We start from the raw sequence: 22,014 nt of genomic DNA, 5'->3' as shown, positions 1-22,014 counted from the left end.
AATCGTGCTTAGCCGATGCAGAACTCGTTGCCCTCGGGGTCCGCCATGGTGTGCCAGGAATGCGGTCCCTGCCGAGCGGACCAGAGGAAGGAAGCCCCGCGTGCCTCTAGTTCGCGCCGCACCTCATCCTTGTCCCTGCCGTCCAGCCGGACGTCCCAGTGCACCCGGTTCTTCACCGTTTTTCCCTCGGGCGCCGTCTGGAACAGGATGCGCCGTTCGGGATCCGGCGAGCCAATCTCCTCCGGCGGGCGGATGGCGGCGCCGTCCTTCCACACCAGGTTGCCGCGGTGGGTCATGGACTGGTTTTCGGTGGCATAGCCCTGCTCGATCATGGAGCGGATGAACCCGGCGTCCTGGGGTTCGACCGCCCACTGGAGGGTTTCGGCCCACCAATCGGCAAGCTCATGCGGGCGGGCGGAATCGACAACAATCTGGATGTTCAGTCCCATCCGTCCACGGTAAGGGCGGCCGGGGCGTTGCGGAAGGTCCTGTGCGCGCGCCTAGGCCTGGACGTTCTGCATCTGGTCAAACAGTTCCGGCGGGATGGCGTAAACAAGGATCACGGCCAGCAGGTTCTTGGCGGCGTGCACGAAGTAGGAAAACATGAGGTTCTTCCCGGTCCACATGTAGACGGACACCAGGGTGGCACCCATGGCCAGGTAGGGGAGCAGGGCAGTCAGGGTCAGCGCCTCCTGCCCCACGATGTGCAGCGCGGCGAACAGCACCACGGACAGGGCGCAGCAGATCCAGACGTTCACGCGCCTGGACATCTTGCCGATGAGCAGGTGGCGGAAGATGTACTCCTCCACGAACGGACCCACCACCACCAGCAAAGGCACCATGAGCCACGCCGGGACCTGCTGCATCAGCGCCTGCAGTCCGGCCTGGTTGGCGGAGGTTTCAACCTGCCCGTTCGCGGCCACCACGACGGCGGTCAGGATCATCATCGCGATCACGGCTGCCGGCACCATCAGCAGGGTGAACCAGGGCCGGGTCGCCAGCACTTTGAGATCCCGCGCCACCACCCGGCGGGCGGCCAGGAGGGCGAGTATTCCGACCGAGGCATAGAACAGCAGGTTCACGGCATAGGAGGCTGCTGCCGGGGACGGGGCCACCAGCCGGAGCAGCGGGGCCAGCACATTTCCGGCCACCGCGAAGAACCCCGCAATGGCAACGTAGAGGCACAGCGTCGCCAGGTCCAGGGGGGAGAAACGGTAGAGCTGGGGCTGCGGAGCGGGCGGTAAGCGGTGGGCTGTTGCCATGGTCCCAGCCTATCGCCGGGCGGCGGGGTGTAGTGCGCGTCACGTACCACTCCAGACGGTCTTGTAAGATGTACAGGTCGCGTGAAGCTTCGGCAGTTCGACCGATCCACCCTCACATCTGTTGGTCCTCAGGCCTAAAGGCCGAATTTTGTGAGCTTGATCATACGAAGACCGGATGCGGCCAACCCCCAACCCACAAGGAACAGTTGTGCCTCAAAGTACCCCCACAGACCTAAAGAACAGCACGGCGCCATCCTCCGCCGTCGACCCTTCCCTCAGCGCCGAGGGCTACAAAAAGACGTTGGGCCGACGCCACGTCACCATGATCGCCATGGGCGGCGCCATCGGCGTCGGCCTCTTCATGGGTGCCGGCGGCCGCCTCGCCTCCACCGGTCCCGCCCTGATCTTCTCCTACGCCATCGCCGGCGTCATCGCCTACCTGCTCATGCGGGCCCTGGGCGAGCTCATCATGTACCGCCAGACCTCCGGCTCGTTCGTCAGCTACGCCGGCGAGATGTTCGGCAAGAAGGGCGCCTTCCTCTCCGGGTGGATGTACTTCATCAACTGGGCCATGACCGGCATCGCGGAGCTCATCGCGATCGGCCTGTACTTCCAGTTCTTCTTCCCCAACGTCCCCGTGGAACTGTCCGCCATCGCAGCCCTGGTGCTCCTGGTGGCCGTGAACCTGTTCAGCGTCAAGGCATTCGGTGAATTCGAATTCTGGGCTTCCGTCCTGAAGGTCTCCGCCATCGTCATCTTCCTGGCCGTGGGCACCTTCATGGTGGTCACCAACGCCAAGGTGGGCGACGGCCACGCATCGGTCAACAACCTCTTCGCGGCCGACGGCGGCATGTTCCCCAAGGGCGCCCTGGTCATGATCCTGGTGCTGAACGCCGTGATCTTCGCCTACAACGCCATCGAACTGGTGGGCATCACCGCCGGCGAGATGCAGAACCCGGAACGCGAAGTTCCCAAGGCGATCCGCGCCGTCGTGGTCCGTATCGTCGTGTTCTACGTTGGCTCCGTGACCCTGCTCGCCATGCTGCTGCCCTCGGACCAGTACAAAGCCGGCACCTCCCCGTTCGTCACGGTCTTCGGCCAGATGGGCCTGGGCTGGATGGGCGACGTCATGAACATGATCGTGATCACCGCCGCTTTGTCCTCCTGCAATTCGGGCCTCTACTCGATTGGCCGAATCTTCCGCACCATGGCCAACAACGGCCACGCGCCGCAGTGGCTGACCCGCATGTCCACCCGCCACGTGCCTTACGCGGCGATCCTCGCCATCGGCGCCGTCTACTTGGTGGGCATCCTCCTCAACATCTGGCTGGGCGGCTCACACGCCTTCGACCTCGCACTGAACACCGCCTCCATTGGCGTGATCTTCACATGGGGCTCCATCTTCGCCAGCCAGATCGCGCTGCGGAAGAAGAAGGGCAACGTCTCCAGCCTGCCCATGCCGGGCTCACCCTGGACCAGCTGGGCCGGCCTCATCGCCCTGCTCGCCATCACCGTGCTCATCGGTTTTGACACCATGACCAGCAAGGACGGCGAAGTGTTCTACCTGGGCCTGTGGACGCTGGCCACCATCCCGTTCTTTGCCGTGGTCCTGTGGCTTGGCTGGCAGAAGGTCAAGAACAACCAGCCCAAGAGCGAGCTCTTCAGCTAGCGCTTTCCGGACAACGTTCGACGGCGGGCCGCCCCTTCAGTGGGTGGCCCGCCGTCGGCGTTTTCACGGGGTGCCGGGACAGGCCCAGCCCATCAGCTGCTGTTTAGTCCTTCAGGTACCTGGCGAAGTGGTCCTGGATGCGCTGCCAGGCCTCGGGGGCGGAGTCCGGGTCCGGCCCCACGCCCATGACCCGCATCAGCGGCCTGAGGAGAACCGGCCCCATTTCTTTATCATTGAGGAAGGAGTGGCCGGCACCGGGAAATTCTTTGACGCTGTGCTCGATGCCCAAGTGGTCCAGTGCTGATTCGAGCCGCGACGCGGCCCCCTTCAGGGACCTGTCCGCGCCACCGTAGTTGGCCACGATGGGGCAGGAGCCGCGCAGTGCGTCTTCCAGTTCCTGCTGCTGCTTGCCCGGGAGTCGGCCGTAGTTGACGGAAGCGGCGTCGAACCCGTCCCGCGCCACCAGCAGCGCGAACCCGCCGCCCATACAGAAGCCGATCACCCCGGTTTTGCCGTTGCACAGTTCAGACTCCGCGAGCCAGGTACGGGCCGTGGCGATGTCGGTGAAGGGACGCCCCGTGCGGGCCGCCATGGCCCGCATGGTTCCCACCAGGCAACGCCGCGGGCCGCCGTCGCTGTACAGGTCCACGGCCAGAGTGAGGTAACCGGCCCGGGCCAGCCGGTCCGCGTGCCGCCGGGTCTGGTCGTCCAGGCCGAACGCTTCATGGATCATCACGACGCCGGGAAACGGCCCCTGTCCAACAGGTACGGCAAGGTAACCGTGCAGGGAAGGGGATCCGCCGGCAGCCGTGCCCGCAGCGCTGAGATCAACGTTCGTCATGGGCCAAGGCTAACCGGGAGCCTATGGGATGTCGCGCGTTTCGCGCCCGCGGTATTCGCCCGCGGGAGGCGGGGTGGTGCGCGCTGCATGGCCGGGGCAGACTGGGGCTTGTGAGCGAACAGTGGGTGCTGCATGTGGACCTGGACCAATTCATCGCCGCCGTCGAGGTACTGCGCCGTCCCGAACTTGCAGGCAGGCCGGTCATCGTGGGCGGCCGCGGCGACCCCACGGAGCGGGCAGTGGTGTCCACGGCGTCCTACGAAGCACGGGCCTACGGCGTGGGGTCCGGAATGCCGCTGCGGATCGCCGCGCGGAAAGTGCCCGATGCGGTCATCCTGCCGGTGGACCACGAGGCATACCTTGAAGCATCCGAAAAGGTGATGGCGGTCCTGCGCGCCCAGCCCGGAACCACCGTCCAGGTGCTCGGCTGGGACGAGGCATTCGTCGGCCTTGAGACGGCCGATCCCGAAGCCTTCGCCCGCCGGCTGCAGGAGGCAGTCCTGGCGGAAACCCAGCTGCACTGCAGCGTCGGCGTCGGGGACACCCTGGTCCGGGCCAAGGTCGCGACGACGTTCGGCAAACCCGCGGGCGTTTTCCGCCTCACGCAAGGGAATTGGCTTGAGGTCATGGGGGAGCGGCCCACCATCGACCTGTGGGGCGTGGGAAAGGCGGTGTCCCGCCGGCTCGCCACCCTGGGGATCACGACCGTTGCCGAACTGGCAGCGGCGAACCCCGATGACCTGGTTCCCGAATTCGGTCCGAAAATGGGGCCCTGGTACGCGCAACTGGGGCGGGGCGACGGTTCCCGGACCGTCGATGACACCCCGTGGGTGGCGCGCGGGCACAGCCGTGAGACCACTTTCCAGCGGGACCTGACCGACCGGGCACAGATTGAGGACGCCGTCCGGGAGCTGGCCGCGCACGTCATGGACGATGTCACCGCTGAAGGCAGGCCGGTGGTCGGCCTGACGTTGAAGGTCCGCTACGCCCCGTTCACCACGAGGACTTACGCGCGGAAAATCCCCGAGACGTCCGATCCCGCCGTGGTCCTGGCAGAGGTGCTTGGCCTGGTCTCAAAGATCGAACCCGGCAACGCTGTCCGGCTGCTGGGTGTCCGGGCCGAGATGACCATGCCCGAAGATTCCCGAAAGGGGCACACGCCAACCCGCAGCGGCTGGTAACCCCATCGATTGCTGAGTAGATGCCGTTTTGAGGCCTCAAAACGGCATCTACTCAGCAATCGATGGTGGGTGGACAGCGAAACGGCGGCCGATCCATTGGATCCGCCGCCGTTTTGGGCTGTTGCAGCACGCCGTTCGCTGCGGCTGCACCAGCAGGGACTAGCTGCGCTTGAACTCGTCCTTCACGCTTTCGCCCACCTTCTTGGCGTCTGCCTTGACCTGGTCGGCCTGGCCTTCTGCCTTCAGGCGGTCGTTGTCGGTCGCGTTGCCTGCAGCTTCCTTGGCCTTGCCGCCAAGGTCCTCTGCCGCGTTACTGATCTTGTCTCCGAGGCCCATGGTTCCGGCCTCCTTTCGTTTCCGTCGATCAACCGTGCTCTTTCACCATAAACAAAGCTTGCTTACTATTTCAAGTACCGGGCTGCAGTTGCCTCCTGCCGGCTGCCCGGCGTTAGGCTCGGCCTATGGATAAAGGACGTGGCACGGCGGGGGCCAAGGTGGCCCCGCCCCGGCTTTCCGCGGTGGAACTGCAGGATCTTGAAGAACTGCCGGAGCCGGTGTTCCGCCGCGGGGACCGGTACGAAAACCTGCGGTTAAACCGCGCCGCCCTGGATGGCCTTGACCTGGGTGAAGCCGTATTTGCCGAGTGCCGGTTCGATGCTCCATCTTTCAACGAGGCGCAGCTCCGCGGCACCTCGTTCCGCGACTGCATCCTGGCGGAGGCCTACGCGCCGGTCTTCCAGGGTGCCCGCAGTACCTGGCGTGACGTGGAGCTTCACAACCCGCGCCTGGGCTCTGCCGAATTGTATGAAAGCGGCTGGCAGTCCGTCCGGATCGACGGCGGCAAGCTGGACTACCTCAACCTCCGCGGCGCCAAACTCGCGGACGTGCTCATCAGCGGCTGCATCATCAACGAACTGGACCTGGGCGGTGCCGGCGCAACCCGCGTGCGGCTGGAAAACTGCACCGTTGGATCACTGGATCTGACGGGCGCCAGGCTGAAGGACTTCGACCTCAGGGGCACGGACTTCCGCAGGATCAGCGGCCTTGGCAGCATGTCCGGGCTTGTGATCGATGAGTATCAGTTGGGCCTCCTGGCGCCGCTGATCGCCGCACACATGGGGGTGCGGGTCCTGTAACCGGATGCGCGGCCGGGGCCGCCCGTGTACCATTTACAGAACGAACGGTCGGTAAGTGGAGGATTCTGCTGCGCTTACCGCCGATGACAGTGCTGTTTATCGCGTGAAGGGTGTTTCCATGGCTGCAACCGCAGGTCCGCAGGCTTTCCTTGTTGGCGGGGTCCGAACGCCCGTAGGCAGGTACGGGGGCGCTCTGTCCTCCGTCCGGCCGGATGATCTTGCGGCCCTGGTGGTCCGCGAAGCCGTGGCACGCGCAGGCCTGGATCCCGAGAGCATCGACGAAGTCATCCTGGGCAACGCGAACGGCGCGGGGGAGGAAAACCGGAACGTGGCCCGGATGGCCACCCTGCTGGCCGGGCTGCCGCTGCATATTCCGGGAATCACGGTGAACCGGCTCTGCGCTTCCGGCCTCAGCGCCATCATCCAGGCCAGCCACATGATCAAGGCCGGAGCCGCGGACATCGTCATCGCCGGCGGCGTGGAGTCCATGAGCCGCGCCCCCTGGGTCCAGGAAAAGCCAACCAGCGCGTTCGCCAAGCCCGGCCAGATCTTCGACACCTCCATTGGCTGGCGTTTCACCAATCCCCACTTCCAGCACGGCGGCCTGTCCCGGGACGGCAAGATGACCTACTCCATGCCGGAAACGGCGGAGGAAGTGGCCCGGGTGGACGGCATCTCCCGTGAAGACGCTGATGCATTCGCCGTCCGTTCCCACCAGCTCGCCCTGGACGCCATCGAGGCCGGCCGGTTCAAGGACGAAATCGTGCCCGTCACAGTCAAGACCCGCAAGTCAGAGACCGTGGTGGACACCGACGAGGGCCCGCGCGCCGGTACCAGCATGGACGTTCTCGCCAGGCTCAAGCCCGTGGCGCACGGCGGGTCCGTGGTGACGGCCGGGAACTCGTCATCCCTGAACGACGGCGCCTCCGCCATTATCGTCGCGTCGGAAGCAGCCATTGAGCGGCTGGGACTGATCCCCCGTGCCCGCATCATCGACGGCGCTTCTGCCGGCTGCGAGCCCGAAATCATGGGCATCGGTCCGGTCCCCGCCACCCAGAAGGTGCTCAAGCGGAGCGGCCTGAGCGTTGGCGACCTGTCCGCCGTCGAGCTTAATGAAGCCTTTGCCACGCAGTCCCTGGCCTGCATCCGCCGGCTCGGACTGGAACCGGAGATCGTGAACCGCGACGGCGGCGCCATCGCCCTGGGGCACCCGCTCGGTTCCAGTGGGTCACGGCTCGCCATCACCCTGCTGGGACGCATGGAACGCGAAGACGCAAAATTCGGCCTGGCCACCATGTGCGTTGGCGTCGGCCAGGGCACCGCGATGCTGCTGGAGAAAATCTGATGACGTCCGCGGTGGACCTCGCGGCGGAAAGCTTCTCCGCGCTCCTGGTGGAGGAGCGCGAGGACCGGGTGGTGGTGCTGCTCAACCGGCCCCAGGTGAAGAATGCGATCGACCAGCAGATGGTGGATGAACTCCACACTGTCTGCGCAGCCCTGGAACAGAACCCCAAGGTACTGATCATCGCCGGCGTGGACGGGGTCTTCGCCTCCGGTGCCGATATTGCCCAGCTGCGCGAACGCCGGCGCGATGACGCCCTGCAGGGCATCAACTCCACCATCTTCGTCCGGATCGCCAGGCTGCCCATGCCGGTCATCGCCGCCCTGGACGGCTACTGCCTGGGCGGCGGCGCGGAACTCGCCTACGCCGCGGACTTCCGCATCGGCACCCCCAACGTACGGATCGGCAACCCGGAAACAGGGCTGGGAATCCTGGCGGCGGCCGGTGCCAGCTGGCGGCTCAGGGAACTCGTCGGTGAGCCGCTGGCCAAGCAGATCCTGCTGGCCGGGCTGGTCCTTGGTGCCGATGAAGCCAAAGCGGCCAACCTCATCACGGAAATTCACGATCCGGCAGAACTCCTGGACGCTGCCCACAGCCTGGCCAACAGGATCGGGCGGCAGGACCCATTGGCCGTCCGCATCACCAAATCCGTATTCCACGCCCCCGCGGAAGCGCACCCGCTGATCGACCAGCTGGCCCAGGGCATCCTCTTCGAATCGCAGGCCAAATTCGACCGGATGCAGGCCTTTTTGGACCGCAATGCAGCGAAGAAGGCAAACGCCGCCTCCGCCCACCCCGCCGACGGAAAGTAGACCATGAGTAATTCATCAGTAGCCCCCGGCCTTCCCCCTTACGTGGGCGTGCTGGGCGGCGGCCGCATGGGCGCCGGCATCGCGCACGCCTTCCTGATCAAGGGCGCCAACGTGCTGGTGGTGGAACGCGACGACGTCTCCGCCGAAGCTGCCCAGGAACGGGTGGAATCCGCAGCCTTAAAAAGCATTGAACGCGGGGCCGTGGATGCCAACTTCGAAGAACTGGTGACCCGGCTGACCGTCAGCACCGACTACGACGCGTTCAAGGACCGCCAGCTGGTGGTGGAAGCAGTCCCCGAAGACTGGGACCTGAAAGTCACCGCGTTGCGGGGCATTGAGGAACGGCTTGCAGAGGAGGCCTTCATGGCGTCCAACACGTCATCGCTGTCCGTCAACGGCCTGGCCCGCGAACTAAAGCGGCCGGAGAACTTCCTGGGCCTGCACTTCTTCAACCCTGTGCCGGCATCCACGCTCATCGAGGTGGTGCTGGGGGAGCGCACGTCTCCCGAACTTGCTGCCGCGGCGAAAACCTGGGTGGAGGCACTCGGCAAGACCGCCGTCGTCGTCAGTGATGCCCCGGGTTTCGCGTCCTCACGCCTGGGCGTGGCCATCGCGCTGGAGGCCATGCGGATGGTCGAGGAAGGCGTCGCCTCCGCCGGGGACATCGACAACGCGATGGTTCTGGGCTACAAGCACCCCACTGGGCCGCTCAAAACCACGGACATCGTGGGCCTCGACGTCCGCCTGGGAATCGCCGAGTACCTCCACTCCACCCTTGGCGAGCGGTTCGCGCCCCCGCAGATCCTCAGGGACAAGGTGGCCCGCGGAGAACTCGGACGCAAAACCGGCAAGGGCTTCTTCGACTGGCCCAGCTAGGGTGCCCGCCGTCCGGAAGCGGGCCTAGTCGAAGATGCCCACGATGTAGCCGATGAAGTACAACAGGCACAGCAGGACCACCACGCCAATGATGCCGATCCACAGGAACTGGGTGCCCCTCCTGGTGCCGTGCTCCTCGTGGCCCTGCGGACCGGCGGTGGAGGCTTCCCCCGGCGGGGTTTCGCCCGGTGGAACCCCGCCGCCAGGCTCCAGTCCGGTGATCTTGTCGTCCTCGGGATCCGGGTTGGTTCCTGACATAATAACTCCCTCGCTCGACGTCCTGGTGCTTGCCCCAGCGTAACCCGCGCGGCCGGCGGGCCTAGGCTGGTGCAGTGACTTTCCTTGAACCCCTTACCCTGACCGGCCGCCGTGTAATCCTGGAGCCGCTCGCGGAAGAACACCACGACGGGCTGCTGGACGCGGCCAGGGACGGCGAACTCTGGAAGCTCTGGTACACCTCGGTGCCCGCGCCGGACGCCACGGCCGCGGAGATCAGGCGCCGCCTCGCCCTGCAGGAACAGGGATCCATGCTGCCCTTCACCACCCGGCTGATTGATCCACGCACAGGTGGCCCGGGCCGCATCATCGGCATGACCACGTACATGAACATCGACGCCATCACGCCCCGCGTGGAAATCGGTTCCACCTGGAATGCGGCCTCGGTGCAGGGGACAGGGACCAACCCCGACTCCAAGCTCCTGCTGCTCCGGCATGCCTTCGAGGTGCTGGGCTGTCCCGCCGTGGAGTTCCGCACGCACTGGCTGAACCACCAGTCGCGGGAAGCCATTGCACGGTTGGGCGCCAAGCAGGACGGCGTGCTCCGCAGCCATTCACGGACCAGCGATGGAAACCTCCGGGACACGGTGGTGTTCTCCATCCTGCAGCATGAATGACCGGCCGTCCGTGCCGGGCTGGAATACCGGCTGGCCCGCCGCGCCCAAGGTGCGGAGCGCACCCTGGGCGCTGACCGTGCTGCTCAGGGAGCGGAGTAGACGCCCGAACTGCTCAGCGCAGCGAAGTAGGCCTGGTAGCCCGCGGCGTTCGGGTGGAAGCCATCGGGCGCGGGGCCAAGGTTGATCCACGGGTCTGGCGACAAAGCGCCGTGGCCGAGGAAGGCGGCCCGCACATCGACGTATTGCACTTTAGGGTCCCCGGCAGCGGCGCCATCGGCATCCTTCGCCGCGGCGTCGATCGTCTCGTCCAGCCGGTTCGCCAAGTCGGTGGCCGTGTAGATGAACTGCGCGGCCGGGTCGGTCATCCCTGCCGGGATTGGGTCCAGGAGGTAGGGATAGCCGGTCACCACAATCTTGGCGTTTGGCGCTGCGGCCCGCACGCTCTGGATCATCGCAAGCAGGTCACTTTTTAGCTGGCCACTCTGAAGCTGTATTTCCGCTCGGCCGAGGGCACTGCCACATTCAGAAGCCGGTGGGAGTTGCGCCAGGACGACTCCGCAATAGTTGATGATGTCCCCGAAGCCGATGTTGTTACCGCCCGCGGTGATGGTCACCAGTTCCGTGCTCTTGTTCAGCTGGCGAAGCTGGGTGTTCACCACATCCCAGGTGGTCTTCCCGCTGCACGCAGCGTTGACCACCAGCTGGACGGTTTTGTCCACGTCTGCAAGCTCGGAATAGGCGTTGTCGCTGCGATAGCAGGTGTCCAGATAGGGCCCCTTGGCCGGCGGCATAGGAATCTCCGAGGGCTATGTATCTGATTTTGTCCACGGCCTGGGCCGGGGCCGCGGCCATGCCGGCGGTGATTGCCAGGGTTGCGAGGGCGGCTGCGAAAGCCGGACGGCGCCGCTGTACTGCTGGACTTGCCATGAATTTCCCCTTTGAACAATTACCTCTTTGAACAATGACCTCATTGGACACCGCGAGCAGGTACGTAGGTGCCACAGTATTGCCACCCTGCGCTCAGGTCAGCAGGCCTTTGTGCCCTGATCAAATGTTCGTTGCTGTGCAGTGCGGCATTCAGGGGCGTGTGGTTAGCTGTGCGGATGAGCAAGAACGGCACGTCCGTGGACTGGGATGGCGCTGTAAACGCATGGCGCGTTTCGGGCGGCATTTACCGGATGGGGCGCCGCGAGTGGCTGACCGCAGCAGGGTGGAAAGAGGCGTTCGACGACGGCGTCCGCACCGTAGTCGATCTTCGCAACGCAGTTGAGGCGCGGCGCCGGAGCAATGACCCCGATGTGCCGGCCGCGGCCTGGGCGGGCATCGACGTGGTGCAGGCACCCACGGAGGAACCGGAGGATCCGCGGTTTACCGCCGTCACCGGCCCCTACCTGAACGATCCCGCCCACTACCTCGAGAACGCGCGCCTTTTCCCGGAAAAACTGGTGGGCGTCTTCCGGGCCATTGCCCTCGCCGCGCCCAAAGGGGATGTGGTGCTGCACTGCGCCGCCGGCCGTGACCGGAGCGGTTTGATCGCGGCCATGGTCCAGGACATGGCGGGTGACTCCGACGAGGCCATTGCCGAGGGCTACCGGCGGGCGGCCCGCGGGATCAACGAGCGGTACCGCACCCACGGTCCGCCCCACAGCCGGGAGCGGTACCTGACCGGGCCGGAGCTCGAGCCCCTGCTGGAGCGGCGCGGGCTCGCGGTGGCTTTATTCGTCCGTGACCTTCGAACCCGCGACTATCTCCTGGCGCACGGGTTGCGGGAGGCGGAGTTGGATTCTGTTTCCGCCTTGGCATCCCGAAAGATACCCTTGTGACTTAAGTTACTGGTGTGGCTGCTGACACTTGACCTCGGCGGCCGCAGTCGCAGGGCGCCTGCACGCAGGCGTGGATGAGTGGAACGGCGAACCCCCATGAAGAGAATCTCCGCCACAGGAGCCATAGCCGGCGTGGTGCTGGCGTTCGGGTTGGCTGCCGCCCCCGCAGTGGCTGTTCCGGCCCCGGCCACCCTAAACAGCCCCACGGTGGCGCCTACGCCCAAGGGCTCCGGCACCGCCGGTACGGGTACTGAAGATGAGGCAGTTTCCGGCGCCCCGGCTGCTCCCGTCAACGCGGCTGGGCCCTCCGAGGCAGGCCTTGCTGAAGCGCTCCACCGGGATCTTGGCATCAGCGTGGCCGAATTCAATGCGGCCGGTGAGCTCGGCCGGCGGGCCGCCGGCGCCGCGCCCACCCTTCGGGCCTTGCCTGGCTTCGTTGGCATCAGCCTAAAAGCCGGCACCATCAGGGTGGAAGGCGACGGTCCGGAGCTTCGGGCCGCGGTGAACGAATTGAACCGCTCCGGCCCAGCCGCCTTTGTGCTGGTTCCCCCGACGGTCACAATCCCGCCCACGCCGGCTGCCCCCACCGCCTCCCCGGCGGTGCAGGAAACACCTCCGCCGGCGAACGGGCTGGTCGCAGCAGACCTCGACCAGCTGTACAAGGACTATGTCCGTGACGTTGGCACCCAGGGCCTCCAGGCGGTTACCTACACGGACGGTCACTTCGTCATCAGGACCGGGGCCGTCAACACCGCAGAATCCGGGACCCAGGGGAACCAGCCGGACCCGGTTCCTGCCGGCGGCCAGCCGTCGGGAACCGGCAAAATGACGCAGGCACAGTTCATTGCGCGGTACGCCAACGTGAAACTGGAGCAGGGTGCTTCCCTCAAGACCGAGGGGGACCTCCTCGGCGGGCAGGGATATTACGTGGACAGCACGGCCATCTGTTCAGCCGGTTTCAGCGCGTTCAGTCCGGCCGGGCTGCCGCTCGTCCTCACCGCCGGGCACTGCGCCAGGGATGGATTGGCACGGCAGGCCTCAGTGGAACCTCCCGGGTGGGCGCCCGCAAGCGGACCCGGCGCCCTGACGCCTCAGCCGTTGCCTCCGCTGTCACCCCTGGGCAGCTTCGGGTTCAGCCAGTTCGGCGGCCCCGGGAACTCGGCAGCGGCGGACGGATCCGTAGCAGGGACTGACATTGCCGTCATCCAGGACATCGCGCCTTCAGTGAACCCTGAGCCTGCCACCAGTACCTGGGGCACCTCCAGGACGCCGGATCCTGTCAGGATCGTGGGAACCGTAGCGCCCTTCCAGGGCCAGGACGTCTGCAGGTCCGGACGGACGTCCGGCTGGAAATGCGGCACGGTCGATGCGGTGGGCATCTGGATGATGCCGGGCGAAAAGAGTGTTCCGCCCAACTACGACAACGACCTCCGGCCGGTCCGCGCCTTTGATTCATCGACGGTCACGTCGGCGGGCGGCGACTCCGGCGGCCCGTGGATCAGCGGCAACTTTGCCGTGGGTACGCACACGGGCGCCGAAAGCCAGAACGGCGTCCAGACACGGGCCATTGCAGCCACCCTGGAGGATGCCCTTGCCGTGCTGCCCGGCTACCAACTGGAACTGTTCCTCAACAAGCCTGCCGTCACAGCCCCCGCAACCGGGAAGGCCTACCAGCCGGGGCAGGTAATCAGCGGCCAGGTTCCCGCGGCTCCTGCATCTGCGGTCGCCGCCGGATCCACGGTCCGGGTCACGTTCCAAGGAAAGGATCCGTTAGAGGTGCCCGTGCACAACGACGGGACATGGAGTTTCACAGCTCCGCAGGGTACGGGCACGCTGCGCTTCACGGCAGAAACCGTGAACGGGTACAGCCGGTCGGGTGCCAACAGCTTTGAGTTTGCGTCCGCCGGAGCGGCATCGCCCGCCCCGCCGGCAAGCCCGGCACCGACTGAGCCACCGGCAAGCCCCGCACCGACTGAGCCACCGGCAAGCCCGGCACCTGGCAACCCCGCCCCGGCCACTCCTGCGCCGACCGCCCCGGCTGCGACCGTCCCGGCCCCCGCGGACCCGTCGCCTGCCCCGCCTTCGACGACTCCCGCCGTCGTCCGTCCGCCGGCATCCAGCCCGGCTCCCAGCGCTCCTGCGAACCTTGCCAACACGGGCGGAAACGGTGATCGCGCCGGCGGCGGGCTGGCCTACACGGGATCAGCCGGACTCATCCCCGCAGCGGCTGCTGCCGCGGGCGTCCTCGCCGTCGGGATTCTGCTGACGGTGCTTGTACGCCGGCGGAACCGGCGGCCTTCGCGGTAGCCGCTACGGACCGGCCCACACATACAGAGTCCGGTCCGTAGCGATCCCGGGGGAACGGCGCTTAGCGCCTCCCGGTTGCGTTAGCCTCAGTGGCGTCCGCCGCACCTCTCCTTGCCGTCAACCACCTGGACCGCAACGTCCAGCGTGCCGTCCGCCAGGCTTCCCCAGGCGTAGACGATGGTGTTCTTCCCGGCTTCGACGGTGATGTCGGCAGGGCCGATCACGGGGTCGGTGGTCCCTGCCGCGGCCACCGAGGCCGAAACCGTGCCGGCCTTCAGCTTCAAAGTTGCCTCGTCCGGGTTGCTGAGGCCTTCAATCACGGCCGTTCCGCGGCCAGCACGTCCACCGCGGGCGCTGCGGCCACGTGCCGGACTGTCAGCTTGCCCTTCGTGTCATTGCCGGGGGCCTTGGTGTCGTTGGTGAACAGGGTCGCCGTGGGGGCTCCGCGGCGTCAAGGTGCGCCACTGCCGTGTAGTTGCGGCCCTCGTCGAGCTGCACATCGACCGGGCCGATCACCGGGTTTTCGGCGCTGGTGGCGTCCGAAGCGGTGATGGCGATCTGGTAATCGCCGCGGCCAGTTCCAGCGGTCCGGCCAGGGTGCCGGGCGTGAAGTCATCAAGGGTGAGCTCGCCGTTCACCCAGACATCCACGGTCAGGCCGGGTACCCCGTGCAGGACGGACAGCAGTGCGGGGTCGTCATCGTGGTGCCAGTTGCCGGCCTGGGCGGGAGCGGCGAAGGCCAGTGAAGCAGCAAGGGAAAGTGCTCCAGCGGCATAGGTTATTTTGCGCATTTCGAACTCCTTGGGGGATGCCCGGTAGCCGGGCTGGTGATGCTGACACGCTTATTACCTTCCGAACGCCGCCCATGGATGCACTGCCCGCGAAATTTCTTCAGTTTTTTCGCTTCATCAGGAGGTTGGTGATGCGCAGGGTGCACAGCCGCTGACCGGCTTCATTGGTGATGAGCACCTCGTGCGTGGTCAGCGTCCCGCCCAGGTGGATGGGCGTAGCGGTAATGGTCACCTGGCCCTCGCGTGCGGAACGGTGGTGCGTGGCGGAAACGTCAACGCCTACCGCCGTCTTGCCCATGGTGCTCGCGTGGATGACGGCCGCCCAGGACCCTACCGCCTCGCCCACGGCCAGTGAGGCGCCGCCGTGCAGCAGCCCAAACGACTGCCGGTTGCCTTCCACGGGCATGGTGGCCACCACGCGCTCCACGGACTCCTCCAGGATTTTCACGCCCATTTTCTCGTCCAGCTCGCCGAGGGTGATTTTCCAGAGCTGGTGCTGGCTGTCGGAAGCATCCTGGGGTGACGGGGCGTTCATGGGTTCTCCTTTGAGTGGCCAATTCGGTCCTGGCCTTCTAGTGTGCAGCACGGCACTTCATGTATGGTGAATATATTACCGAACGGACGGTCAGTAATGGTAAGCCTGTTTGCCTGCCCCCTTGTTGGAAGGACCGTCAACGATGACCACCACAGCCACAGCTCCCCAGGCCACGGTCGACACCGTGGAGACAGTGCCCAGCTTCGTCATGGACGCATGGTGGACGCCCGACGCCGGTTCCTCGGCTTCCGCGGTCCCCGTCAGGGATGCGAGCACCGGGGAGGTCCTGGCCAAGGTGAGCACGGAGGGGCTGGACCTCGCCGCCGTCGTGGAGTACGGCCGCACCACCGGCCAGGCCGGACTGGGCCAGCTGACCTTCCACCAGCGCGCCCTCAAGCTCAAGGAGCTGGCGCAGTACCTCAACGCCCGCCGCGACCACTTCTATGGCTTCTCCTACCAGACCGGCGCCACCAAGATCGATTCCATGGTGGACATCGACGGCGGCATCGGCGTCCTCTTCACCTTCGGTTCCAAGGGTCGGCGTGAGCTGCCCAACTCCCAGGTGGTGGTGGACGGTCCCATGGAGGTGCTGTCCAAGGACGGATCCTTCGCCGGCGAACACATCTACACCCGCATCCCCGGCGTCGCCGTGCAGATCAACGCCTTCAACTTCCCGGTCTGGGGGATGCTCGAGAAGTTCGCTCCCGCCTTCCTGGCCGGCGTCCCCACCATCGTCAAGCCGGCCACTCCCACGGGTTATGTTGCGGCCGCAGTGGTCAAGGCCATCGTGGAGTCGAACATCCTGCCCAAGGGGTCGCTGCAGCTCATCTCCGGCTCGGTCCGCGGGCTGCTGGACGTGCTGGACTACCGCGACCTGGTGGCGTTTACCGGGTCCGCCTCCACCGCCAGGTCCCTGAAGGCCCACCCGAATGTGGTGGAGGGCGGCGTCCGGTTCACGTCCGAGACCGACTCCCTGAACGCCGCCATCCTTGGTCCGGATGCCGTAGAGGGCACCCCGGAATTCGAAGCTTTCGTCAAGTCCGTGGTCACCGAGATGACCGTCAAGGCCGGCCAGAAATGCACCGCCATCCGCCGGGCCATCGTGCCGCAGGAGCTGGTGCCCGCCGTGTCGGCAGCCATTGGCAAGCGGATCGCCGAGCGCGTGGTCCTGGGGGACCCCCGCGGGGAAGGCGTCACCATGGGCGCCCTTGCGTCGGTGGAGCAGCTGGAGGACGTCCGCGCTGCCGTGCAGTCAATGCTCGACGCCGGCGGCGAGCTTGCGTACGGAACGCTCGATTCGCCGTCGGTCACCTCCGCCGACGGAACCACCGGGGTAGTGGACGGTGGGGCCTTCATGGCTCCCGTGGTCCTGAACTGGGACAACCCCGAAGCTGAAGCCATCCACTCGCTCGAAGCCTTCGGGCCGGTATCCTCCGTCATCGGCTACAAGGACCTGGCGGACGCCGTACGCCTCGCCGCCCGCGGCGGTGGTTCGCTGGTGGCATCCGTGTGCACCAACGATCCTGAGGCGGCCCGCGAGCTGGTCACCGGCATCGCGGCCCACCATGGCCGCGTCCTGATGCTGAACCGCGAGGACGCCCGGTCCTCCACCGGCCACGGCTCACCCGTTCCCCACCTTGTCCACGGCGGTCCGGGACGCGCGGGCGGCGGCGAGGAACTGGGCGGCATCCGGTCCGTGCTGCACCACATGCAGCGGACCGCCATCCAGGGCTCGCCCAACATGCTGACCGCGGTTACCGGTGTGTGGCACACCGGGGCTGACCGCAACTTCACGGTGGAGACCGAGGGCGCGCATCCGTTCCGGAAGAACCTGTCCACCCTGCGGATCGGCGACGCCGTCCGCTCGGACCTGCGGCAGGTCACACTGGAGGACATCAGCGCGTTCGCCCACTCCACCGGGGACACGTTCTACGCCCACACCAACCAGGAAGCGGCGGAAGCCAACCCGTTCTTCCCGGGCATCGTGGCGCACGGCTACCTGCTGCTGAGCTGGGCTGCCGGACTCTTCGTGGAGCCTGCGCCGGGCCCAGTCCTGGCCAACTACGGCCTGGAGAACGCACGCTTCCTCACCCCCGTGGCCGCCGGCGATTCCATCCGGGTGACCCTCACCGCCAAGAAGATCACCCCACGTCAAACCGACGAATACGGTGAGGTGGCCTGGGACGCTGTGCTCACCAACCAGAACGACGAGATCGTGGCCACCTACGACGTCCTCACCCTGGTCGAAAAGTAACCCAACGCCCCATCACTTACTGCCGGTTTTCCCAAACGCCCCATCACTTCTTTCAGGAAAGTGATGGGGCGTTTGGGTGTGGTGGGCGGGAAGTGATGGGGCGTTTGGGGGCGGTCCTTTTTGGGCCTGCCGGGCGTAAGGTTCTGCCCGTAGGAGGTGGCCCAATGACCCTGAGAATGAACGCAGCCACAACCATCCTGCCGGTTGATGATGCAGCCCGCGCCCGCAGTTTTTACACGGAAAAGCTGGGACTCCCGCACCGTGGAAAAACGGAGGACGGAAGCGAACTGCTCGGCGCCGACGGCGGCCCGCTGCTGCAGCTGATGCCGGTCTCGGACGGCAGGCACTCCTACCATACCGCGCTGAGCTTTGAGGTCGCCGATATCGAGGCAACCGTCCGTGACATGGAGGCAAGGGGAGTCGTTTTCCAGGACTACGACCTGCCCAACCTCAAGACGGAGAACCATATCTGCACTACCGGCTCGGAAAAGTGCGCGTGGTTCATGGACACCGAGCACAACATCCTGTGCGTCCACCAAAACCTGGGCGGCAAGCTCGAGTACGAGGTCTAGGCGCGGCAGCGGCCCACATAAACGAAAGCAGCAGGGGCACCCCGGACGGGGTGCCCCTGCTGCTTCAGTGTTGTGCCGGCGTCAGCTTTCGGCACCGCCGTGCAGGCCGTCGTCGCTGCTGTCATCCTCGCGTCCGGTGCCGCGGCCTTCTTCGCTGCGGTCGGAGAGGTCCATGTTGCCGCGGGCCTCGTCCATGGTCGGGCCGCCTGCCGGAACGCTGTAGGTGTCGGGGCGGATGCCGTGCGACTGTTCCTCGATCAGGGCCTGCTCCTCGCTGAAGCGGATCACGTTGGCCTCGTCGCCGGCGTCGCCGGGAATGTCCTCACGGAGCTTGGACGGGTCCGGGACGATGAATCCTGCGTCAGGTTCTTCCTTGGGGTGGCTCATGTTTCTTCCTTCCTATCGGGTGGTTGTAGTGGCGGGACGGTCGGTGAGGTCCACCTTGATGTCCAGGCTTTGGTCCCCCCGCTTGACCTTGAAGCCTACGGTGTCGCCGGGGTTGCGCTTGCGCAATTCCGCCAGGAGCTTTTCGGGCGTGGTGAGCTCAACGCCCTCCATGGACTGCAGGACGTCCCCGGGGCGGATTCCTGCCTTCCCTGCCGGGCCGTCCGTGTCCGCGGCGAGGACCACTACTCCGGATCCTCCCTGGATGCCCAGCTGGGCGGCGATCTGGGCGGTCAGTTCGCCCGGGGTAAGGCCCAGGTAGGCGTGCTTGGCGGTGCCGCTGGCCAGCAGCTCCTCCGCCACGTCCACTGCCGTGGCGGCCGGGATGGCGAAACCAAGGGAGACCGCACCGGCTGACGGCGGGATGTACGCCTCGCTGATGCCGATTACCTCGCCGCGCATGTTGATCACGGCACCGCCGGAGTTGCCGGGGCTGATAGGTGCATCTGTCTGGATGAGGTCCACCAGGGAGAGGCTGTTGGATGCGGAGCCTGGAATGGAGCGGTGAAGCCCGGAAATGATGCCTGCGGTGGCGGTGTTCTCGAATCCGAGCGGGGAACCCAGGACCAGTGCGCCTTCGCCTACCTTGGGCAAGGTGCTCTGGTACGTGGGTTTCGGCAGGCCGGTGCGCTTGGCCTGCACCAGGGCCAGGTCCGTCACGGCGTCGCTTGCCTTGACTGTCCCTTCGACGCGCTGCCCGTCGGCAAATCCGACCTCCACGGTGGTTGCGCCCCGGATCACATGCTCGTTGGTGAGGATCAGTCCGTCGGCGGAGTAGACAACGCCGCTGCCCAGGCCGCCCTGGGTGAAGATGGTGACCACGGATGGGGAGAGGTTTTCCACGAGCTGCGGCAGGTTGTCGGCTGCGGTTCCGGAGTCCGGGCCTGCGCCGGCGGTTGGCGCTGCCGAAGCGGAAGTCCCGGAGGCGGGGGCCGACGGCGATGCCTGGCCAGGGGAGGAGGTGCCAGGGGTTGGGGGAGCAGGCGAACCCGTGCAGCCGCTGAGTGCCAGGGCTGCGGTCAGGAGTCCGCCCGCGAGTACTGTCCGGGGCCGGCATGAACGCCGTGGATCATTGGCCTGGCTCATTCAGGACCTCCCTGCGGACGATGGCTTTCTACCACCGTAGCCGGGGAGCCCGCCAAATACCAAGCACGCTTATTAGTTGCCCGTGGACCAGTGGATGCGCGGCCTACACGTCCGCATGGAGGCCGTCGAACGCCATGGTGATGACGTCGTCGGCAAGCCGCTGCGGGGAGAGGGAGCCGCCCGGCTTGTACCACTCCACGATCGAGTTGATCATGCCGAACAGGAGGCGGCTGACGGTTCGGGGATCGATGTCCTGGCGGAGCGAGCCCTCATCGCGGGCAGCCGAAATCAGCACAGCCACCTTGTGGTCGAAGGTCCGGCGGCGTTCCAGCGCATCCCGCTCAATTTCCGTGTTGCCCCGCAGCCGCAGCAGCAGGGTGACGAACGGCAGACGGTCCACCAGCACGGCCACCGTCTGCCGGAGCACGAACTCCAGCCGGGCATCGGCAGCCCCGGAAGTGGCCTCCGGCCGTTCAAGGATGGCCTCGAGGCCGCCCAGGGCGTGGTCAAGGGCAAGTTTGAGGAGGTCGCCCTTGGACGGCACGTGGTGGTAGATGGCGGATTTGGAGATGCCCAGGTTGTCCGCCAGGATCCCCATCGAGGTGGCGTCGTAGCCATGGCGGTTGAAGACGTCGACGGCGATGCGCAGCACGGACTGCTGGTCGTAGCCGGGGCGGCCGCGCTTTGCTGTTCCGTTTGCTGGGCCGGTGGGGCTGGATGTTTCGGTGGTGCTGGGCATAGTGGCTAGTTTCTCACGAACGGTCGGTCGGTCCGGGAGCCGGCGCCGGCCGGGCAGCAACCCGGCCGGCATCGGCTGTGCCCGGCAGCATCTTCCGTTACGCCTTCGGCCGCATGTCGTAGATGCGGCGCAGTTTGCCGTTGGACCGCTCCAGCGAGCCCGGCTCCACCACGTTCACGGTGCACGAAGAACCCACATGGATCTTGATCTGCTCCTTCAAGGTGCGTGCCGCCGTCGTGCTCTGCTCAACGGTGACCGCGTCCCGGCGCTCGATCCGGACGGTCAGCTGGTCCATCCGCTGGCCTTCCGGCCGGGTCAGTTCGAGCTGGAAGTGCGGGCTCAGCTCGGGGATGCGGAGGGCGATTTCCTCGATCTGGGACGGGAACAGGTTCACGCCGCGCAGGATGATCATGTCGTCGCTGCGGCCGGTGATGCGCCCCATCCGGCGGTGCGCCGGGCGGGCGCTGCCGGGCAGCAGGCGGGTGAGGTCCTTGGTGCGGTAGCGGATGATCGGCAGCGCTTCCTTGGTCAGGGACGTGAAGACCAGCTCGCCGTGTTCGCCGTCGCGCAGGACGTTCTCCTTGCCCGGGGCCGGGTTGAAGGCGTCGATGATTTCGGGGCGGAAGTGGTCCTCCCAGATGTGGCTGCCGTCCTGGGTCTCCACGGCCTCGCCGGCGACGCCCGGGCCCATGACCTCGGACAGGCCGTAGATGTCGCACGCTTTGATGTTCATCATGACCTCGAGCTCGTGCCGCATCTCCTGGGTCCACGGCTCGGCGCCCAGCACGGCGAACTTCAGCGAGGTGGAGGCGGGGTCGATGCCCATGTTCGCCATGGCGTCGGCGATGGTGAGCAGGTAGGTGGGCGTGGCGAGGATGGCGTCCGGCTTGAAGTCCTGGATCAGCTGGATCTGGCGTTCGGTCTGGCCGCCGGACATGGGGATCACGGTGCAGCCCAGGGCCTCGGCGCCGGCGTGCGCGCCCAGGCCGCCGGTGAACAGGCCGTAGCCGTAGGCGTTGTGGACCTTCATGCCGGGGCGGATGCCGGAGGCGCGGAAGCTGCGGGCCACCAGCTTGGCCCAGTCGGCCAGGTCCTGCTTGGTGTAGCCGACGACGGTGGGCTTACCAGTGGTGCCGGAGCTGGCGTGGATCCGGGCCACTTCTCTTTGCGGCACCGCGAACATGCCGAACGGGTACTCCTGGCGCAGGTCCTCCTTGGTGGTGAAGGGGAAGTTGCCCAGGTCCTCGAGTTCGCGCAGGTCGGTGGGGTGGATGCCGGCCTCGTCGAACTTGCGCTTGTACAGCGGGACCCGCTCGTAGGCGTAGGCAACGGTGTGTTGCAGCCGGCTGAGCTGGAGGGCTTCGAGCTCGTCGCGGGAGATGGTCTCCTCGCGGTCCAGGCCAGGGTCGATGCCGGCAGCGGCGGGGGTTTCGGGGGCATGCAGGGTCATG

At 66.4% G+C, this 22,014-nt stretch carries 22 protein-coding genes and 1 pseudogene; 11 read left to right on the top strand and 12 right to left on the bottom strand.

The window, feature by feature from the left end; genetic code table 11:
• Window positions 1–8 precede the first annotated feature (8 nt).
• Together NMQ03_RS17160 and NMQ03_RS17155 are read right to left on the bottom strand one after the other, a co-directional pair.
• Window positions 9–449, bottom strand: a complete 441-nt coding sequence (locus tag NMQ03_RS17160) for a VOC family protein (protein ID WP_255173190.1) — start codon at window positions 447–449, stop codon at window positions 9–11.
• Window positions 450–500: 51 nt separating this feature from the next.
• Window positions 501–1,262 (bottom strand): CPBP family intramembrane glutamic endopeptidase, encoded by a 762-nt coding sequence (locus tag NMQ03_RS17155; RefSeq protein WP_255173189.1) that lies wholly within the window; start codon window positions 1,260–1,262, stop codon window positions 501–503.
• A 208-nt stretch (window positions 1,263–1,470) separates the two neighbouring features.
• Here NMQ03_RS17155 and NMQ03_RS17150 point away from each other — a divergent pair, with 208 nt between their 5' ends.
• Entirely contained in the window at window positions 1,471–2,931 is a 1,461-nt protein-coding gene (locus NMQ03_RS17150) for an amino acid permease (RefSeq protein WP_255173188.1), read from the top strand.
• Window positions 2,932–3,034: 103 nt separating this feature from the next.
• Here the strand turns inward: NMQ03_RS17150 and NMQ03_RS17145 are convergent, their stop codons facing one another.
• Window positions 3,035–3,772, bottom strand: a complete 738-nt coding sequence (locus NMQ03_RS17145; RefSeq protein ID WP_255173187.1) for a dienelactone hydrolase family protein — start codon at window positions 3,770–3,772, stop codon at window positions 3,035–3,037.
• A gap of 125 nt (window positions 3,773–3,897) precedes the next feature.
• Here NMQ03_RS17145 and NMQ03_RS17140 point away from each other — a divergent pair, with 125 nt between their 5' ends.
• Window positions 3,898–4,953 carry a DNA polymerase IV gene (locus NMQ03_RS17140; protein ID WP_255175648.1) on the top strand — a complete coding sequence of 352 codons (1,056 nt, stop codon included), beginning with the start codon at window positions 3,898–3,900 and terminating at the stop codon, window positions 4,951–4,953.
• Between the two features lie 159 nt (window positions 4,954–5,112).
• Here NMQ03_RS17140 and NMQ03_RS17135 read toward each other — a convergent pair whose 3' ends face one another.
• On the bottom strand, window positions 5,113–5,289 hold the full coding sequence (locus tag NMQ03_RS17135) for a CsbD family protein (protein WP_255173186.1): 177 nt from the start codon (window positions 5,287–5,289) through the stop codon (window positions 5,113–5,115).
• Window positions 5,290–5,414: 125 nt separating this feature from the next.
• Here NMQ03_RS17135 and NMQ03_RS17130 point away from each other — a divergent pair, with 125 nt between their 5' ends.
• The 4 genes from NMQ03_RS17130 (at window position 5,415) to NMQ03_RS17115 (ending at window position 9,119) form a co-directional block, all read left to right on the top strand.
• The gene (locus NMQ03_RS17130) at window positions 5,415–6,089 is read left to right on the top strand and encodes a pentapeptide repeat-containing protein (RefSeq protein WP_255173185.1); all 675 of its coding nucleotides are present in this window, start codon (window positions 5,415–5,417) and stop codon (window positions 6,087–6,089) included.
• A 118-nt stretch (window positions 6,090–6,207) separates the two neighbouring features.
• Window positions 6,208–7,434 carry a thiolase family protein gene (locus NMQ03_RS17125; protein ID WP_255173184.1) on the top strand — a complete coding sequence of 409 codons (1,227 nt, stop codon included), beginning with the start codon at window positions 6,208–6,210 and terminating at the stop codon, window positions 7,432–7,434.
• Window positions 7,434–8,243 carry an enoyl-CoA hydratase/isomerase family protein gene (locus NMQ03_RS17120; protein ID WP_255173183.1) on the top strand — a complete coding sequence of 270 codons (810 nt, stop codon included), beginning with the start codon at window positions 7,434–7,436 and terminating at the stop codon, window positions 8,241–8,243. The genes NMQ03_RS17125 and NMQ03_RS17120 overlap by 1 nt, the downstream gene beginning before the upstream one ends.
• A gap of 3 nt (window positions 8,244–8,246) precedes the next feature.
• Window positions 8,247–9,119, top strand: coding sequence for a 3-hydroxyacyl-CoA dehydrogenase family protein (locus NMQ03_RS17115; RefSeq protein ID WP_255173182.1), 873 nt, complete (start codon window positions 8,247–8,249; stop codon window positions 9,117–9,119).
• Between the two features lie 24 nt (window positions 9,120–9,143).
• Here the strand turns inward: NMQ03_RS17115 and NMQ03_RS17110 are convergent, their stop codons facing one another.
• Window positions 9,144–9,377 carry a DUF6480 family protein gene (locus NMQ03_RS17110; protein ID WP_255173181.1) on the bottom strand — a complete coding sequence of 78 codons (234 nt, stop codon included), beginning with the start codon at window positions 9,375–9,377 and terminating at the stop codon, window positions 9,144–9,146.
• A 74-nt stretch (window positions 9,378–9,451) separates the two neighbouring features.
• Here NMQ03_RS17110 and NMQ03_RS17105 point away from each other — a divergent pair, with 74 nt between their 5' ends.
• On the top strand, window positions 9,452–10,012 hold the full coding sequence (locus tag NMQ03_RS17105; protein ID WP_255173180.1) for a GNAT family N-acetyltransferase: 561 nt from the start codon (window positions 9,452–9,454) through the stop codon (window positions 10,010–10,012).
• 83 nt (window positions 10,013–10,095) lie between these two features.
• Here the strand turns inward: NMQ03_RS17105 and NMQ03_RS17100 are convergent, their stop codons facing one another.
• Window positions 10,096–10,803, bottom strand: a complete 708-nt coding sequence (locus NMQ03_RS17100) for an SGNH/GDSL hydrolase family protein (RefSeq protein WP_255173179.1) — start codon at window positions 10,801–10,803, stop codon at window positions 10,096–10,098.
• A 312-nt stretch (window positions 10,804–11,115) separates the two neighbouring features.
• On the opposite strand from NMQ03_RS17100, the gene NMQ03_RS17095 reads away from it, so the two are divergent.
• On the top strand, window positions 11,116–11,835 hold the full coding sequence (locus tag NMQ03_RS17095; RefSeq protein ID WP_255173178.1) for a tyrosine-protein phosphatase: 720 nt from the start codon (window positions 11,116–11,118) through the stop codon (window positions 11,833–11,835).
• 96 nt (window positions 11,836–11,931) lie between these two features.
• A complete protein-coding gene (locus NMQ03_RS17090) occupies window positions 11,932–14,142 on the top strand; it encodes a S1 family peptidase (RefSeq protein ID WP_255173177.1) in 2,211 nt (736 codons plus the stop codon).
• An 86-nt stretch (window positions 14,143–14,228) separates the two neighbouring features.
• Here NMQ03_RS17090 and NMQ03_RS17085 read toward each other — a convergent pair.
• Window positions 14,229–14,933, bottom strand: a pseudogene (locus NMQ03_RS17085) (DUF4397 domain-containing protein).
• A 100-nt stretch (window positions 14,934–15,033) separates the two neighbouring features.
• Complete coding sequence (locus tag NMQ03_RS17080; protein WP_255173176.1) at window positions 15,034–15,468, bottom strand: PaaI family thioesterase; 435 nt, start codon at window positions 15,466–15,468, stop codon at window positions 15,034–15,036.
• A 142-nt stretch (window positions 15,469–15,610) separates the two neighbouring features.
• On the opposite strand from NMQ03_RS17080, the gene paaZ reads away from it, so the two are divergent.
• Both paaZ and NMQ03_RS17070 read left to right on the top strand, forming a co-directional pair.
• Window positions 15,611–17,722: a phenylacetic acid degradation bifunctional protein PaaZ gene (gene paaZ / locus NMQ03_RS17075; protein WP_255173175.1), complete on the top strand. Its 2,112-nt coding sequence runs from the start codon at window positions 15,611–15,613 to the stop codon at window positions 17,720–17,722.
• A 176-nt stretch (window positions 17,723–17,898) separates the two neighbouring features.
• Entirely contained in the window at window positions 17,899–18,294 is a 396-nt protein-coding gene (locus tag NMQ03_RS17070) for a VOC family protein (protein ID WP_255173174.1), read from the top strand.
• 81 nt (window positions 18,295–18,375) lie between these two features.
• On the opposite strand, the gene NMQ03_RS17065 is transcribed toward NMQ03_RS17070, so the two are convergent.
• The 4 genes from NMQ03_RS17065 to paaK all read right to left on the bottom strand — a co-directional run bounded on the left by NMQ03_RS17065 (window position 18,376) and on the right by paaK (window position 22,013).
• The gene (locus tag NMQ03_RS17065) at window positions 18,376–18,681 is read right to left on the bottom strand and encodes a hypothetical protein (protein WP_255173173.1); all 306 of its coding nucleotides are present in this window, start codon (window positions 18,679–18,681) and stop codon (window positions 18,376–18,378) included.
• Window positions 18,682–18,693: 12 nt separating this feature from the next.
• The gene (locus NMQ03_RS17060) at window positions 18,694–19,824 is read right to left on the bottom strand and encodes a S1C family serine protease (RefSeq protein ID WP_255173172.1); all 1,131 of its coding nucleotides are present in this window, start codon (window positions 19,822–19,824) and stop codon (window positions 18,694–18,696) included.
• A gap of 103 nt (window positions 19,825–19,927) precedes the next feature.
• Window positions 19,928–20,563, bottom strand: coding sequence for a TetR/AcrR family transcriptional regulator (locus NMQ03_RS17055; protein ID WP_255173171.1), 636 nt, complete (start codon window positions 20,561–20,563; stop codon window positions 19,928–19,930).
• A 97-nt stretch (window positions 20,564–20,660) separates the two neighbouring features.
• Complete coding sequence (paaK, locus tag NMQ03_RS17050; RefSeq protein WP_255173170.1) at window positions 20,661–22,013, bottom strand: phenylacetate--CoA ligase PaaK; 1,353 nt, start codon at window positions 22,011–22,013, stop codon at window positions 20,661–20,663.
• Between the last annotated feature and the right edge of the window lies 1 nt (window position 22,014).

Origin of the sequence: Arthrobacter sp. DNA4 (genome assembly GCF_024362385.1) — a bacterium.
Classification (GTDB): Bacteria; Actinomycetota; Actinomycetes; order Actinomycetales; family Micrococcaceae; genus Arthrobacter.
The sequence above is the reverse complement of the archived record's forward strand: the minus strand, read 5'-3'. Positions and strand labels throughout refer to the sequence as shown.

Coding starts and splice junctions, on each gene's coding strand:
- NMQ03_RS17160 (WP_255173190.1), bottom strand. CDS start 449: ATGGGACTGAACATCCAGATTGTTGTCGATTCCGCCCGCCCGCATGAG.
- NMQ03_RS17155 (WP_255173189.1), bottom strand. CDS start 1,262: ATGGCAACAGCCCACCGCTTACCGCCCGCTCCGCAGCCCCAGCTCTAC.
- NMQ03_RS17145 (WP_255173187.1), bottom strand. CDS start 3,772: ATGACGAACGTTGATCTCAGCGCTGCGGGCACGGCTGCCGGCGGATCC.
- NMQ03_RS17135 (WP_255173186.1), bottom strand. CDS start 5,289: ATGGGCCTCGGAGACAAGATCAGTAACGCGGCAGAGGACCTTGGCGGC.
- NMQ03_RS17130 (WP_255173185.1), top strand. CDS start 5,415: ATGGATAAAGGACGTGGCACGGCGGGGGCCAAGGTGGCCCCGCCCCGG.
- NMQ03_RS17125 (WP_255173184.1), top strand. CDS start 6,208: ATGGCTGCAACCGCAGGTCCGCAGGCTTTCCTTGTTGGCGGGGTCCGA.
- NMQ03_RS17120 (WP_255173183.1), top strand. CDS start 7,434: ATGACGTCCGCGGTGGACCTCGCGGCGGAAAGCTTCTCCGCGCTCCTG.
- NMQ03_RS17115 (WP_255173182.1), top strand. CDS start 8,247: ATGAGTAATTCATCAGTAGCCCCCGGCCTTCCCCCTTACGTGGGCGTG.
- NMQ03_RS17110 (WP_255173181.1), bottom strand. CDS start 9,377: ATGTCAGGAACCAACCCGGATCCCGAGGACGACAAGATCACCGGACTG.
- NMQ03_RS17100 (WP_255173179.1), bottom strand. CDS start 10,803: ATGCCGCCGGCCAAGGGGCCCTATCTGGACACCTGCTATCGCAGCGAC.
- NMQ03_RS17095 (WP_255173178.1), top strand. CDS start 11,116: ATGAGCAAGAACGGCACGTCCGTGGACTGGGATGGCGCTGTAAACGCA.
- NMQ03_RS17090 (WP_255173177.1), top strand. CDS start 11,932: ATGAAGAGAATCTCCGCCACAGGAGCCATAGCCGGCGTGGTGCTGGCG.
- NMQ03_RS17080 (WP_255173176.1), bottom strand. CDS start 15,468: ATGAACGCCCCGTCACCCCAGGATGCTTCCGACAGCCAGCACCAGCTC.
- paaZ (WP_255173175.1), top strand. CDS start 15,611: ATGACCACCACAGCCACAGCTCCCCAGGCCACGGTCGACACCGTGGAG.
- NMQ03_RS17070 (WP_255173174.1), top strand. CDS start 17,899: ATGAACGCAGCCACAACCATCCTGCCGGTTGATGATGCAGCCCGCGCC.
- NMQ03_RS17065 (WP_255173173.1), bottom strand. CDS start 18,681: ATGAGCCACCCCAAGGAAGAACCTGACGCAGGATTCATCGTCCCGGAC.
- NMQ03_RS17060 (WP_255173172.1), bottom strand. CDS start 19,824: ATGAGCCAGGCCAATGATCCACGGCGTTCATGCCGGCCCCGGACAGTA.
- NMQ03_RS17055 (WP_255173171.1), bottom strand. CDS start 20,563: ATGCCCAGCACCACCGAAACATCCAGCCCCACCGGCCCAGCAAACGGA.
- paaK (WP_255173170.1), bottom strand. CDS start 22,013: ATGACCCTGCATGCCCCCGAAACCCCCGCCGCTGCCGGCATCGACCCT.